At 50.2% G+C, this 13,151-nt stretch carries 17 protein-coding genes; 13 read left to right on the plus strand and 4 right to left on the minus strand.

All coding sequences use genetic code 11. From position 1 onward, the window contains the following. The first annotated feature begins 163 nt into the window (after positions 1–163). The 10 genes from ULO1_RS01365 to ULO1_RS01410 all read left to right on the plus strand — a co-directional run bounded on the left by ULO1_RS01365 (position 164) and on the right by ULO1_RS01410 (position 7,850). Positions 164–367: a hypothetical protein gene (locus ULO1_RS01365; protein ID WP_079907208.1), complete on the plus strand. Its 204-nt coding sequence runs from the start codon at positions 164–166 to the stop codon at positions 365–367. A 14-nt stretch (positions 368–381) separates the two neighbouring features. Next, positions 382–804, plus strand: a complete 423-nt coding sequence (locus ULO1_RS14890; protein WP_107754126.1) for a rhodanese-like domain-containing protein — start codon at positions 382–384, stop codon at positions 802–804. Positions 805–885: 81 nt separating this feature from the next. Then, positions 886–1,839: a DNA double-strand break repair nuclease NurA gene (locus ULO1_RS01375; RefSeq protein WP_079907209.1), complete on the plus strand. Its 954-nt coding sequence runs from the start codon at positions 886–888 to the stop codon at positions 1,837–1,839. A gap of 4 nt (positions 1,840–1,843) precedes the next feature. Then, on the plus strand, positions 1,844–3,688 hold the full coding sequence (locus ULO1_RS01380) for an ATP-binding protein (protein WP_159071971.1): 1,845 nt from the start codon (positions 1,844–1,846) through the stop codon (positions 3,686–3,688). Continuing rightward, positions 3,685–4,665 (plus strand): metallophosphoesterase family protein, encoded by a 981-nt coding sequence (locus ULO1_RS01385; protein WP_079932799.1) that lies wholly within the window; start codon positions 3,685–3,687, stop codon positions 4,663–4,665. The genes ULO1_RS01380 and ULO1_RS01385 overlap by 4 nt, the downstream gene beginning before the upstream one ends. Continuing rightward, positions 4,662–5,987 (plus strand): AAA family ATPase, encoded by a 1,326-nt coding sequence (locus ULO1_RS01390; RefSeq protein WP_079932801.1) that lies wholly within the window; start codon positions 4,662–4,664, stop codon positions 5,985–5,987. The genes ULO1_RS01385 and ULO1_RS01390 overlap by 4 nt, the downstream gene beginning before the upstream one ends. After that, the gene (locus ULO1_RS01395; RefSeq protein WP_078665843.1) at positions 5,988–6,230 is read left to right on the plus strand and encodes a hypothetical protein; all 243 of its coding nucleotides are present in this window, start codon (positions 5,988–5,990) and stop codon (positions 6,228–6,230) included. A gap of 1 nt (position 6,231) precedes the next feature. Further along, complete coding sequence (locus ULO1_RS01400) at positions 6,232–6,864, plus strand: ATPase (protein WP_079907212.1); 633 nt, start codon at positions 6,232–6,234, stop codon at positions 6,862–6,864. Between the two features lie 262 nt (positions 6,865–7,126). After that, on the plus strand, positions 7,127–7,513 hold the full coding sequence (locus tag ULO1_RS01405; RefSeq protein WP_079907214.1) for a hypothetical protein: 387 nt from the start codon (positions 7,127–7,129) through the stop codon (positions 7,511–7,513). 49 nt (positions 7,514–7,562) lie between these two features. Then, positions 7,563–7,850 (plus strand): hypothetical protein, encoded by a 288-nt coding sequence (locus ULO1_RS01410; protein ID WP_079907216.1) that lies wholly within the window; start codon positions 7,563–7,565, stop codon positions 7,848–7,850. Between the two features lie 228 nt (positions 7,851–8,078). Here the strand turns inward: ULO1_RS01410 and ULO1_RS01415 are convergent, their stop codons facing one another. Further along, the gene (locus tag ULO1_RS01415; protein ID WP_159446596.1) at positions 8,079–8,384 is read right to left on the minus strand and encodes an FAD/NAD(P)-binding oxidoreductase; all 306 of its coding nucleotides are present in this window, start codon (positions 8,382–8,384) and stop codon (positions 8,079–8,081) included. On the opposite strand from ULO1_RS01415, the gene ULO1_RS14650 reads away from it, so the two are divergent. After that, on the plus strand, positions 8,383–8,664 hold the full coding sequence (locus ULO1_RS14650) for a hypothetical protein (RefSeq protein ID WP_159446809.1): 282 nt from the start codon (positions 8,383–8,385) through the stop codon (positions 8,662–8,664). The two genes, ULO1_RS01415 and ULO1_RS14650, sit on opposite strands and share 2 nt — an antisense overlap. Positions 8,665–8,905: 241 nt before the next feature. Here the strand turns inward: ULO1_RS14650 and ULO1_RS01425 are convergent, their stop codons facing one another. Beyond that, positions 8,906–9,250 (minus strand): Ger(x)C family spore germination C-terminal domain-containing protein, encoded by a 345-nt coding sequence (locus tag ULO1_RS01425; protein WP_079932804.1) that lies wholly within the window; start codon positions 9,248–9,250, stop codon positions 8,906–8,908. Positions 9,251–9,287: 37 nt separating this feature from the next. Continuing rightward, the gene (locus ULO1_RS01430) at positions 9,288–10,625 is read right to left on the minus strand and encodes a CoA-disulfide reductase (protein ID WP_079932806.1); all 1,338 of its coding nucleotides are present in this window, start codon (positions 10,623–10,625) and stop codon (positions 9,288–9,290) included. Positions 10,626–10,691: 66 nt separating this feature from the next. Here ULO1_RS01430 and ULO1_RS01435 point away from each other — a divergent pair, with 66 nt between their 5' ends. Both ULO1_RS01435 and rlmD read left to right on the plus strand, forming a co-directional pair. Then, positions 10,692–11,402 carry a cytidylyltransferase domain-containing protein gene (locus ULO1_RS01435; RefSeq protein WP_159446810.1) on the plus strand — a complete coding sequence of 237 codons (711 nt, stop codon included), beginning with the start codon at positions 10,692–10,694 and terminating at the stop codon, positions 11,400–11,402. Position 11,403: 1 nt separating this feature from the next. Continuing rightward, positions 11,404–12,753, plus strand: a complete 1,350-nt coding sequence (gene rlmD / locus ULO1_RS01440; protein ID WP_079932811.1) for a 23S rRNA (uracil(1939)-C(5))-methyltransferase RlmD — start codon at positions 11,404–11,406, stop codon at positions 12,751–12,753. A gap of 94 nt (positions 12,754–12,847) precedes the next feature. Here rlmD and ULO1_RS01445 read toward each other — a convergent pair whose 3' ends face one another. Next, positions 12,848–13,144, minus strand: coding sequence for a carboxymuconolactone decarboxylase family protein (locus ULO1_RS01445; protein ID WP_079907227.1), 297 nt, complete (start codon positions 13,142–13,144; stop codon positions 12,848–12,850). Positions 13,145–13,151 lie beyond the last annotated feature (7 nt).

Here is a 13,151-nt window from a genome sequence, read left to right on the forward strand (position 1 = left end):
ACCCGGGGGCAGTATGCTATACTAATTGGTAGCGAATGCAAGAGAAAGTAGGTGCAAAAACATGCGGGAGAAACTGGCCAGTCTTGGAGCAGTTATCACCGGCTTTCTGGCCTGTATCGCCTGACTGGGTCCGGCAGTTTTTGCCGCCCTCGGTCTGGGGGGATTGGGCTTTGCCGCTGTTGGTTCGGTATCGAAATATAGCAATATATTTTACGGTATTACCATAGTTCTGCTGGGTTTTGCCCACTGGATGGGAACCAAAAATCACAAAAAAAGCAATCAGGTTATACTCTGGACATCTACTGTTCTGGTGCTGGCGATGTTTATCTACACCAAACGGGGCTGGTTCCTGGGATGGTTTAACTAAAGGGGGAGAAGGAAGTGAAAAAATGGTTGTTAATCACTCTGCTGAGTGGTCTTCTGATCGTTACCGGCTGTGCTAAACAGGAAACTACCCAATCCGGGGGAGAAACAGCAACCCAGCAGCAGGCCCAGGCTACTTATCAGGACATCAGTGGTGAAGAATTGCAGGCCATGCTGGCTAAAGGCGAAAAGGTAACGGTTATCGATGTGCGGGAACCCTTTGAGTATGAAGCCGGGCATATTAAAGAGGCTCGCCTCATTCCCATGGGGGAAATCCCTGGTAAACTGGGGGAACTGGATAAAAACCAGACTATCGTAGTGGTTTGCGCTTCTGGCAGCCGCAGTGCCCAGGTGGCCCAGTATCTGGTGGAACAGGGCTTCACCCGGGTCAAAAACCTGGCAGGAGGCATGATGGCCTGGCCGGGAGAAGTGGTGAAATAACAGGATTAGGTAATTTCTTAAAACCTCTGCTTGTGTTACAATGATACACAGGTGGAGGTTTTTGCATTTGGAGGTTTATTTATGTGGGAGGACTTGCTGGAACTCAATCAGGAGCTGCTCAGGCGTATGCAAAAGACACCTGACCGGGCCGCAGGCCGCCAGCTGCTGGCTGATAGCTTTGGTGAATTCAAACCCATTCCAGTTTTCCAGGACAAACCCTGGCAGGGCTGGCAGGTAGTAGGGATAGATGGCTCCCAGCAAACTATTGGGGCTAACTATCCTTACCAGCTGGCTTTATTACAGGCTCTGGCTCTGGCCAGCCAGGGCGGGGAACAACTGAAACAGCGGGTAATAACCCCCCTCCTGGCTGAGGGGGAAGAAGAAGTCAGGCAGCTGGTAAGGGAAAAAGGTTTGAGCCAGGAACTGGCATTTAGTCGCCTGCGGGACCGGCATCTGGCCCAACTGGAGCTGGAAACCTTGCTGGAACTCATCTTTCGACAAAAACCCCAAGCCATCATGCTGGATGGCGGTTTTTTACGGCTGGAGCAAGCCTGGGCAGAAGGCTGGCAGCAGCTCTATTCCTTTTGTCTGGAGGAGAATATTTTACTGATAGGTGTAATCGAGGAAGTAGGGACCAATGCCATTGCCCAGGAACTGGGGGAAAAGGCCCCCCCTCTCTGGCAAAGGGCTTATGACCGGGAGATTCTCTATGACTTGCTGCAGGAAGGAGAACTGCTGTTGCCCTATCGTCCCTTGGCTGTAAAAGACCGCTATTATACGGTTTTTTTGCGCCCGGGTACCTATCCGCAGGCCATTGCCCTGGATTTGCTGGCTGAACAGAAAAATAAGGCCCAGCTGGCAGCGGCTCTCGTAATTTCCCTTTGTCCTGCTGGTGGCCGGGGCATTCCCTGGTTGCTGGATCTAATCGATCAAAAGGTGAAATTAACCCGACAACAAACTGATGCTTTGCTGGACTATGTCCTGGATTTACAGGTTCGGGAAAAATTTTTGCGCTCCATGCGGGAGAGGAGGTAAAAGGGTGCAGGTAATCGGAACAACTACCCCTCAGGAGGTCTGGGTACTGGATCAGACCCGACCTTTTCGCACCAATGAGCTGTTGATTATTGAGGACCCACAGCTGGGTCTGTTAACCGGTGAGGTGGTGGAGTGCCAGTCCCACCATCCCCTCTTATCGGGAAGCAAAGGAGAAGGGGCGGTGCTGGATCGGCAGCTGTTGTCCAATCTATTGACCATTGGGCTGGACCCACGCCGGGAAGTAGTGCATCTGGCCCGGGTACGGCTGCTTACCGAGGCTCGCTGGCCGGTGGCTTTTGCTGCACCAGTACGCTTGCCCCGATTTGAGGAAGTTGCACCCCTGTTGTTAAAAACCGGCCCGGATACGGGGCTGACCCTGGGGGTAATCGCTGGAACGGAGGAACTGGGACAGGAGCTGCCAGCGGGTTTGCGAGAGATAGCGCCCCTGTGGAATGGCGAGGGTTTACAGGCTCAGGAAGGGGTGCCCTTTATTTTCAATTACCAGGCCATGAACCAGTATCCCCATTTAGGGATTTTCGGGGGCTCTGGTTCGGGTAAGTCCTTTGGTACCCGGGTGGTGCTGGAAGAGCTGATGCAGCAGGGGATTCCCACCATCGTGCTAGACCCGCACTGGGAAATGAGTTTTGAACAACAGGTAGCAGGCTGGCCACCAGGATTACAGCGGGAATGGACTCGTCGTGCTGTACTCTTTGCCATCGGCCAGGAAGTAGGGGTTAATTTCAGTGAATTGAATGGGGCTGAAGTAGCCAATCTGCTGGCAGCCGCCGGAGGCAGTTTAAGTGAGGCTATGGAAAATGCCGTCATCACTTTGCACCAGAGGCGGGATAGCCTTCAGACCTTTAAAACCCGCCTGGAAGAACTGCGCTGGGCCCTGGAGAATGAGAGCAAACTCAGGAAAAGCCCTGATCTCTTTACCCCGGAGAAAGTGCGCCAGGCTCAGGAGCTGCTGGAGGAATACAAGGACCGAATCAGCGGGCCGGGCACTCTGGCCGGTATTCAATGGCGGCTCAACCGTCTGGAACAGACCGGTATCTTTCACCGGGATATCCGTCCGGTAGAGGAGGAGCTTATCAAACGCAAACTGGTAATAATCCGCGGCACCGTTACTACCCTGAACATTTTTGCAGCTTATGTGCTGAAAAAATTCTATGATAAACGGCGGCAATACAGGGATTCCCTGCAACGGGGAGAGCGGTCGGGAGAGCCTTTCCCGCCTTTTGTTATCGTGGCTGATGAGGCTCATAATTTTGCCCCGGTTTCACCGGTGATTCCTGCCCCGGCTCGCTCCATTCTCAAGGAAATCGCCCAGGAGGGACGGAAATACGGAGTGTTTCTGATTCTGGCTACCCAGCGGCCGGCGTTGCTGGATGAAACCATTAATGCCCAGCTCAATACCAAATTCATATTCCGGACTACCCGCTCCCAGGATATTGACCTGATTCAGCGGGAATCAGACCTATCCCGGGAAGAAACCCGCCGGTTACCCTATTTACCGTCCGGGACCTGTTTTGTCTCATCGGCAATTTACGGGCGCTCCCTGCTGGTGCGCATTCGGGCAGCCAAAACTTGCAGTCCCCATAGCCATAACCCATTTACTGAGCTCAGCCGGGACTTTGCCAGTGAGGAAGATAAAATGAGTGAGATTTTACTGGGACTTTTACCACTAAATGAAGCCAGCCTGTTGTCCTATTTGCCGGAAATCGGGCAAAGGCTGGGCAGAGCAGTCACAATCGAGGAAGTGAAGGCGGCTCTGGCCGATCTGGCCTGTCAGGGACGTTGTCGGGAAATCTCAACACCTTTTGGCAAAAAATATGAGGTGATGCCATGAAACTGCTGTTTTTAACCGATACCCATATCCGGGGCACCAGTCCCGTTAACCGCCTGGATAATTTTCCTCAGACCCTTTTGGCCAAGTTAAAGGAAGTGGTGGAACTGGCCCATGACCTGGGAGTCAGTGCGGTCCTCCATGGTGGGGACCTCTTTGACCTGCCCAGTCCGGCCTTAGGGGTAGCCGGTGAATTCCTGGCGGTATTCCAGCAATTAAGGGTCCCGTTCTATGGCATTGCCGGCAATCACGATCTTTTCGGTCACAACCTGGCCACCCTGGATCGAACCATGCTGGGCCTGGCGGCCCGGCTGGGGCTGGTGCGACTGCTGGCCCCTGGTGAACGGGTCTATTTGCAGGATAAGGGGATCCGTTTACAGCTGACCGGTACCGGCTATCACGTGGACCTGGACCGGCGGGATCCCCGGCTGGACTATTGTGTCACTAAAGAAGAATGCGATGTGGCTGTGCACCTGGTCCATGGTATGTTGCTGGAGAAGCGCTGGATTGAAGGGATGGCCCATACCCTGGTGGACCAGATCACCAGCACAGAAGCGGATTTCACCCTCTGTGGCCATAATCATCTGGGAATAAAGGATATGCAAGCGGAGGGCAAATGGTTCCTCAATCCCGGCTCTCTGGTCCGTCTCAGCAATCACCCCCGGGAAATGGAGCGGCAGCCTCAGGTGCTTTTGCTGGATTTCAGTGGTGGTGCTCCCACTTACCGCAAAATTCCCCTGCAGACTGCCCGACCCGGTAGCGAGGTGCTGGACCGCAGCAAAGCAGAGGCCCAAGCGGTACGTGAAGCCAAACTGGCCGCTTTTGTCAGCGAAGTGCGGCAGGCAGGCCAGGTCAAGGCCTATGGCTTGCAGGAAATTGTTGAGGAAATCGCCCGCCGGGATGGCATACCGGAAAGAGTACGCCATTTGGCCCTGGCTAAACTGGCGGAGGCACAAAAGCGATTGGGGGCGGTGGAATGAGATATTTACGGGAAGTGATGATCGAAAATTTTCAGTCCCACCAGTATACCCGTCTGGAGCTCAGCCCGGAACTGAATGTTATCGTTGGGCCTTCTGACCAGGGAAAATCTGCTATTATGCGGGCTATCCGCTGGGTATTGTTTAATGAGCCCAGGGGCACTGATTTTATCCGGGTCGGGACCCAGGAGGCCAGAGTAACCTTAATCTGGTCAGATGGCAGCCGGGTCACCCGGGAACGTAGCCTGAGACGCAACCGCTATATTATCGAAAAAACAGGAGAAGAGCCGGTGATTCTGGAAGGCTTCGGGCAGGAGGTTCCGGTTGAAGTGCGGCAATTGTCCGGGGTTGAGCCCCTGCAAATAGATGAAAATACCTGCCTGTATTTGCATCTGGGCCAGCAATTGGAAGGCCCCTTCCTGCTGGAAGGCAGTGGCATAGGGCAGTTGCGGGCCAAAGCCATTGGCCGGCTCTCCGGAGTACATTTGCTGGATGCGGCTCAGCGCAGTCTGGTTTCAGATGTCAACCGCCTGCAGCAAACGGAACGGCGTCTGGGGGAGGAAAAAGAGCGGCTGGAAGAGCAATTACAGAGTTACTCCCATTTACCGGACCTGCTGGCCCGGTTGCAGGAGACTCAGACTCAGGCTTCCCGTTTGGATGAAATGGAAAAAGACAGAACCTATCTGGAACAATTAATAACAGAATTGCAGGATGTAGAACAGCGCCTGGCTACCGGGCGTACCTATATTGAGCAGATTAGCGCCGGGATAGATGCTAAGCCTCTGCTGGTAGAAGCAGAAAAGAAGGCGGAGGAATACCAGCGAGTAAGTCTCTTGCAACGGGAATGGGAAAGATTGCGGCAGGAACTGGCCGGACAGGAAAAGATCCTGCAGTCAACAGCTAAAACCGGTCAGCTCTTATCCCTCTGGGATCAGGGAATTAACTTGCAAAGTCAGTACCAGGAATTGCATCGGGTCTGGGAGGAATGGCAACGCCTGCAGGGAGCTCTGGGCCGCCTGGAAGGGGAATTGCGTCCCCTCAGCCAGGTAGAGGAGGCCCGGGCTCTATGGTCAGAGTTGCAACAAAAACAGGAGCGGGCCCGATTGCTGGAGGAATTACTCACCCACTGGCAGGAGCTGGTTCGACAGGAACAAACCCTGCTGACTGAGCTGAAACAGCAACAGGAAAAAATACAGAGTCTGGTGGGAGAATATGTTGCGAATCTAAAGAAACTGGGCAGCTGCCCCACCTGTTTACAGCCCTTGCCAGAGGCAGTTATGGAAAGCATTGCCGCTGAACTGAGTCGGGAGAAGGAGGTTATTTAAATGGAGGATTTAAAGAAACTAAAGGAAGCCATTGATAAATGTCAGAGTTTACGACAAATGGCTCTGGGGCGCAAAGCCGAGCTGGAAAAAAGACAGGAAGAGCTAAAAACCCGCTTTGCGGAACTGGGTTTAACTCCCGAAGCAGCTCCGGCACGCTTAGCGGAACTGCAGGAGGAAATTGCGGCTTTGACCCGGGAAATTGAAAGCAAAATCCCCTGGGAGCTGTTGAAAGGGCGGGGTTAAAATGTCCGACTGGCGGCAAGGATTAAAGGAGTGGGAGAGCTATTGCCAGAGCCGGCAGGCGGAATACAGGATGCTGGAGCGCCAGCTTCAGGAAGTTAAAGAAGAACTGGCTCAAACGGTGGTGGCTCTGGATGATGCCACGCAAGCCCGCCTTTTGCTGCAGGAGGTGGCGGAATTTGCCCGGGAACAGGCCCGCCAGCAGATTGAATCCCTGGTGACCAATGCCCTGCAATTTATTTTCGGGGGGGATACCCAGTTCCGGGTGGAGATCGAGGAAAAACACAAGCAGCCCAGCGCTGAATTTTACCTGACCTCTACCTATGAAGGGGGTTATCGGGTGGAAACCCGGCCCCAGGAGGCGCGGGGTGGAGGAGTGGTGGATGTAGTTTCTCTGGCCTTGCGCGTCGCTTTACTGGAAGCCTGTGGGCTGGAGGGTCCATTGCTTTTAGATGAACCGGGCAAACATGTTTCGGAAGAATATAGCCTGCAGGTAGCTACTTTTTTAAAACAATTGAGCCAGAGCTTTGGGCGTCAGGTAATCCTGGTCACCCATAATCAGCATCTGGCTCAAAGTGGAGACAAAGCTTTTCTGGTGGAACTGCAACAGGGGGTTTCCCGGGTAAGAGAATTATAGTCCGTTTCAGATTTCCGGACGATGGGCCTGGGCTTCAGCTTTTTCTATCCGCTGCTGTGCATTGCTGGCAGCGGTCTTTTCTTTAGCAGTTTTTTTCTTGTCCTTTTTCGCCATACTTTTCACCCTTTCCCGTTAGTTTGCTTTATCTTTCCCTGAATATGTCTTCTTATACAACAATTTGACGAAAGTTTTTGGTTGACTTGAGAACCTATGTTCTGCTATGCTGTTTTTGCGAACATATTTTCTGTTAGGGGGAAGGGCTATGGTGATGATGGAAGAGCTCAAAAAGGAAATGATGGTGTTGGGGGAAAAGCTGGTTGAAGTGGGAAAAAACCTGGAACAGCGTCTGGAACGGCTGGAATCCCGGTTCGACCTGGTGGAAGAGGGACTGGATGATGTTGAAGACTTTTTGCATTGTCTGGAAGAGCGCATAATGGAAATGGATGATCATACCATAGATTTACAGGAACAACTGGAACGCATTGAGAATAACTTCTGTAGCAAAATAGCTGAAATTCAGGACAGTATGGTGCAATTCGAGGAGAACTTTAGAGCGATGTTGTGTATTTGTGCTGATCAGGGACTAAAATTAGAAAAACTGGAGTACAAAGTCAAACTCAAGGATCTTACCCACCCAAAAAGCAGTTAACAGCTCTATTAGCTTAATGTTATAATATATGCAGGAGTGTGAGATAATTATGGAGGCGGCATTAAACCTTATTTTAGGTGAATTAAAACAGACTAATCTGTGGCTTGAAAAAATCCAGGAGCGCATGGATGTTATGGAAAAACGCATGGATAATCTGGAACAGCAAATTGAACAAAGACTGGACCGAATTGAACAAAGAGTGGATGCAATTGAGCAACGTCTGGACAAGCTGGAGACGAAAACTGATGCTATTATGATTCAGACTGCCGGTTTACTTGAGTTCAGAACTGAAACCGAACAGAAATGGAAGAAGCTAAGCCAGGCTTTAACATCCTGAATGACAAAAGGCGATGAAGTATGGTCTGCTTTCTATTTCATCGCCCTTTTTCTTATCCTAGTTTGTCTGGTTGGCAGCTATTAATAGCGGATCCCAGACTGGCCATTGTAAAGACTGTAATATACAGTTACACAGTCTCCGGCAGCATAAATAAAGGGTAGATTGGTGCGTTGCTGTTCATTGTGAGGATGGCTTGTTTTGGCCATAGATTAATGCCAGCAGTTTCTGCTATTTCGGAGTTGGGAGTAACACCGATAGCCAGTAAAACCAGATCAGCAGGTAAAGGGCCCTGGCGGTAATCACCGCGGTTACTCTCTCATTTCCTTCAAAACCAAGAACCTTTTGGCCAGTTCGGACCTCGACACCATGCTGGGTTAGTTCTTGTTCGATGATTTGTGCCAGCTCAGGATCCAGATTGGTGGTAATTTGTGGAGCCAGTTCGATGATAGTGGTTTTTAGTCCGAGCTGAATAAAGGCTTCTGCTACCTCTAAACCGACATAACCGATGCGGTGATCTTTAGCCGCTGCGCTCATGCCGGCGGCTACACCGCCTAAAATTACGCTACGTTTTTGCATTTTTACAGGTAAAGCTAATACAAACAGCTATCCTTTATCAGCAGTAGCACGGGCCGCAGACATCACCGGGGTAGAAAAAGTTATTGACGCCTATTGTGGTGTGGGAACTATTTCTTTGCTAATGGTAAGACAGGCTGCTGAGGTGCGAGAAGTGGAAATGGTGGCGGAAGCCATTAATGCGGCCCGGGTTAATGCCAGAATCAATGGTTTACTAACACTAGGTTCAGGGCATGGCTAGCAGCGAAGGTTTTGCCTGAGTGGGAGAGGGAGGGGGCCAGGTGGATTTTTTGTTCCCTACCTTTACCTTACTATTTCTGGAAAACTAAGCGATAAACTCTGGGGGGTCTTTGTCACTTTCCGTAATTGCCTATGATAACGTTGGTTGTATATATAATTCTCTGGATCTCATAGGGATACTTGAAGCAAGCAGAATGGCTTAAATCCCTTCCACTATCTTAGCTATCTCTTCGAAAAACTTCCTAACCTGGATACAAAAGACGAGAACGTCTTGGATAAGCTGCTTCCTGGACCGATTCGATACATTTTGTCTGCCGAGTCACAAAATAAACATACCAGTCTTTCTTAATCTTCTTCCATTCCTGGGGGAATTTACGTCGGAACGTTTCGCCGAAACCGAAGGCGTCGGAGCCCAATTCCTGTGCTTTGTTAATGGCAGCCATTACTTCATTACCGATAGCCGCGGCGTGCAAAGGTTCCAGTTCTTTAATTACTTCTGGTTTAGAGACATCAATGGGTCCTTTTACTTCAACAAGGTTACCTTCTTCCCGGATTTTTACCCAGACAAGCCTTGATGTAAAAAACAGGCGATGAAGTTATTGTTTACTTCATCGCCTCTCTCGCTTAATCAGCTTGATTAGCGGCGATTAAAAGGGGGTCCCAGACCGGGGCAAAAGGCGGGGCATAGGCTAAATCCAGCTGCCGGAATTCATCAACGGACATACCGGCACTGATCGCTGTAGCAATAACATCGATTCTTTTACCTGAGCCAGGGCCTCCGACAATTTGTCCCCCTATAAGACGCCTGTTTTCCTCTTGCCAGAGCAATTTAATGGTAATCGGGGTTGATTCCGGGTAGTAGGCAGCCCTTGTTCGCGATTTAATTACAGTTGTGTTAAAATCTAAGTTGAGCTGAGTAGCTTCGCGGGTGGAAAGACCGGTACGGGCTACTTCCAGGTTGAGGATTTTGGCAATGCCTGTCCCCAGTACACCGACGAATTGCAGTTGTCCGCCAGCCGCGTTGGTGCCAGCTACCCGGCCCTGTTTATTAGCGGTAGTACCTAATGGTATGTAAGCTGGTCCTTGATAGAGGCGATGATAAACAGTGGCACAGTCTCCCGCCGCAAAAATATAAGGTAAATTAGTACGCTGCTGGTTATCAGTGAGGATAGCCTGCTTAGGGCCAAGCTTAATTCCGGCCGTTTCGGCAATTTCTGAGTTAGGGGTCACGCCAATGGCTAGGAGGACCAAATCAGCGGGTAGAGGGCCCTGGTCGGTAATTACTCTGGTTACTCTTTCCTCTCCTTCGAAAGCTAGAACCTTATGGCCGGTTTTGACTTCAACACCATGTTGTAAAAGCTCTTGTTCGATTAGTTGAGCCAGGTCGGCATCCAGATTGGGAGCAACCTGGGGAGCCAGTTCAATGATGGTGGTTTTCAACCCCAGCTGAATAAAGGCTTCTGCTACCTCTAACCCGATATAGCCTCCCCCGACGATCACTGCATTCCTGGGCTGAAAGCGCCGAATATAATCTTTGATGCGCAGAGCATCAGGGATAGTTTTCAATGTAAAAATATTGGCTGCTTCAATGCCAGGGAGCGGGGGGATAATAGGACGGGCACCGGTAGCGATGACGAGAGCATCGAAGGATACTTTTTTTTCCAGGTTAGATTCATGATCGAGAACCTGTAAGGTTAGTTCCTGTGAGTTTATCGCCAGGCCCTTATGGTTCAAAAAAACTTGGATATTTTGCTGGGCAAAGAAGGGCGGGGTACGGGCGATCAGTTTTTCGTAAGAAGGGATAACCCCTGAGAGAAAGTAAGGGAGTCCACAGGCACCGTATGAAATAAATTCTTCGCTGGTGTACACTTCAATAATAGCATCAGAATCGGTACGCCGTGCTTTTGCCGCTGCGCTCATACCAGCGGCTACACCACCTAAAATGACGATCCGTTTTTTCATTATATCCCCTCCTTGGGAGATTTTACTTTTATTATAACAATTTTTTTATAGAAGCAGGTGAAAAAATTGACTGTTCTCGGATTAATTCCAGCGCGAGGAGGCTCTAAACGTTTACCCGGGAAAAATATAAAAAAGTTTGGCGATAAACCATTGATAGCCCATACTATTTGTGCCGGCCTGGCTTGTAAGGAAATTAGCCGGTTAATTGTTTCTACCGAAGATGAAGAAATAGCTGCTGTTGCGAGGGCCTGGGGGGCAGAGGTGCCATTTATCAGGCCGCCTCAGCTGGCAACAGATGAAGCCAGTTCTTTGGAAGTGGTTAAACATGCGCTTGAGTTCGTTGAGCAGGAACGTTTTTTTCCCGAGTACATAGTTTTATTGCAGCCAACCTCCCCTTTAAGGGAATCAGAGGATATCAGCCTGGCATTACAGGAAATGCGAAAAGGACAATGGGACCTGGTAATAAGCCTCTGTGCCTCAAATATCCATCCCTACTGGTACAAAACCATTGCTGTTACCGGGGAAGTAAAGCCTTTTTTTGATTACCAGGGCTCATTGCGCAGTCAGGATTTAGCCCCGGCTTTTCGTCCCAATGGAGCAATCTATATTTATCGCAGTGAATTTATCCGTCGAGGAAAAAGTCCGGTTCGGATAGGGGCATACATAATGGAGGATTGGAAGTCTATCGACATTGATACAGCCCTGGACTTTTTCCTGGCAGAAAAAATTTGGGAGCATAGAGGTATTTTTAAAGGCATGTCTAAGTCAGGAGGATAAAATGAAACTGATTATTACTGATATTAACCATCAAGGCGAAGGAGTAGGACGCCTGGCAGGCAAGGTTTATTTTGTACCAGGAGCCCTGCCAGGAGAGGAAGTAGAAATTGAAGTAACAGAAGAAAAAAAGAGCTGGGCCCGGGCTCGCATAATAAATCTTCATGTACCATCGGCTGAACGCTGCCAGCCCCATTGCCCTTACTTTGAACAGTGCGGGGGTTGTCAGTTGCAGCAACTGGCTTATTCAGCTCAGCTGGCAGTAAAAAGAGAACTGGTACAGAATACCCTGAAACGGATTGGTAAATTAGATCTGGGAAAAGTTGAGGTCAGGTCAGTACTGGGCATGGTAGAGCCCTGGCAGTATCGCAATAAGGTTGTCTGGCATGTAACTAAAGTAAATCGCAGGTTAAGGCTGGGTTTTTTCCAGCGCGGGGGCCAGCAAATAATTCCCATTGATTACTGTCTGCTATTACCACTCCGACTAAATCAGCTTAAGAATAAAATAGAGCATCTCCTGAATGAGATTAATATCCTGCCTTATGATTGGCGTAACCATACCGGGCAGCTGAGACATATTATTTTACGGCAAACAGTTACAGGGCAGGTTATGGTGGGCCTGGTAACTGTTCTTGAGGTTAGCTTGAAGCGAAGATTAATGGAACTGGCCTCCAAATTACTAGGGGAGGAGGGTGTCACTACTGTTGTTTGGAACATTAATCAGCAAAAAACGCGCGAGATATTAGGCAGAGAAAACCAAACACTGGCAGGACCTGGCTTTATTGAGGAAGAGATACTGGGTTTAAAATTTCAGGTTTCCCTAGCAGCTTTCCTGCAGGTAAACCCACGGCAGACAGAGGTCCTTTATCAGCACGCAGCCGGGGCAGCAGCTCTCAGCGGAGGAGAAAAAGTTATTGATGCTTATTGCGGTGTGGGATCTATTGCTCTGCTAATGGCCCGGCAGGCTGCCGAGGTTCGCGGAGTAGAGGTAGTGGCTGAAGCCATTGCTGCCGCCCGGGTGAATGCGACCATTAACAGGATAACCAATGCCAGTTTTAGAGTGGGACTGGCAGAGAAGATTTTACCGGAATGGGAGCGGGAAGGTTACAGGGCCCAGGTGATTGTGGTGGACCCCCCACGAGCCGGGGTGGAGCTTCCTGCTCTACAAGCCATGGCGGGTATGAAACCGGAAAGAATTGTTTATGTAGCCTGTGATGTGGCTACCCTGGCCCGGGATTTGGCCCGATTACAGGAACTGGGTTATGAACCGAAGTGGGTCCAACCAGTGGATATGTTTCCTCATACTGCACACATCGAGTGCGTAGTATCGCTCAAAAGGAAACACAGCCCATAAAGCCTTGCACAGCAAGGCTTTATGGGCTTTTGTTTTGGGCGGGCATTATCAAAATCCGCCTGAGAGATGGGGAGGCTGAAGAGTATGGAGCGGCCTATTTTTCAAAAGCAGCCAAAGAAGTGACCAGTGTTGAATTCGCTTTGGTGAAGTAAGTGATCCGTAAAACTTCGTTGATTTGCTCATCTGTCACACCCATTTGTCTCAATACATTGGCAATAGCCTTAACCCCGTCATTAGCTCCGACAGCGGCGTCGACGGCCAGGGAAATCATCATCTTGGTTTTTGCGTCCAGGCTGCTTTCCCCGTACACCAGTTCCTGCAGGTCCTTCATCAGTTTATAAAATTTTTCGTCTCTCGCCCTGATGGCTTCAATAAACGGCAGTGCACTCATAATCTCC

This window comes from Carboxydocella sp. ULO1 (assembly GCF_002049255.1).
Lineage (GTDB): Bacteria > Bacillota.

Excerpts from the sequence above, each read along its gene's own strand:
- ULO1_RS01405 (WP_079907214.1), top strand. The coding sequence starts at position 7,127 with ATGGTGATGATGGAAGAGCTCAAAAAGGAAATGATGGTGTTGGGGGAA.
- ULO1_RS01415 (WP_159446596.1), bottom strand. The coding sequence starts at position 8,384 with ATGAGCGCAGCGGCTAAAGATCACCGCATCGGTTATGTCGGTTTAGAG.
- ULO1_RS01395 (WP_078665843.1), top strand. The coding sequence starts at position 5,988 with ATGGAGGATTTAAAGAAACTAAAGGAAGCCATTGATAAATGTCAGAGT.
- ULO1_RS01410 (WP_079907216.1), top strand. The coding sequence starts at position 7,563 with ATGGAGGCGGCATTAAACCTTATTTTAGGTGAATTAAAACAGACTAAT.
- ULO1_RS01445 (WP_079907227.1), bottom strand. The coding sequence starts at position 13,144 with ATGAGTGCACTGCCGTTTATTGAAGCCATCAGGGCGAGAGACGAAAAA.
- ULO1_RS01390 (WP_079932801.1), top strand. The coding sequence starts at position 4,662 with ATGAGATATTTACGGGAAGTGATGATCGAAAATTTTCAGTCCCACCAG.
- ULO1_RS01385 (WP_079932799.1), top strand. The coding sequence starts at position 3,685 with ATGAAACTGCTGTTTTTAACCGATACCCATATCCGGGGCACCAGTCCC.
- ULO1_RS01430 (WP_079932806.1), bottom strand. The coding sequence starts at position 10,625 with ATGAAAAAACGGATCGTCATTTTAGGTGGTGTAGCCGCTGGTATGAGC.
- ULO1_RS01400 (WP_079907212.1), top strand. The coding sequence starts at position 6,232 with ATGTCCGACTGGCGGCAAGGATTAAAGGAGTGGGAGAGCTATTGCCAG.
- rlmD (WP_079932811.1), top strand. The coding sequence starts at position 11,404 with ATGAAACTGATTATTACTGATATTAACCATCAAGGCGAAGGAGTAGGA.
- ULO1_RS01375 (WP_079907209.1), top strand. The coding sequence starts at position 886 with ATGTGGGAGGACTTGCTGGAACTCAATCAGGAGCTGCTCAGGCGTATG.
- ULO1_RS14650 (WP_159446809.1), top strand. The coding sequence starts at position 8,383 with ATGCCGGCGGCTACACCGCCTAAAATTACGCTACGTTTTTGCATTTTT.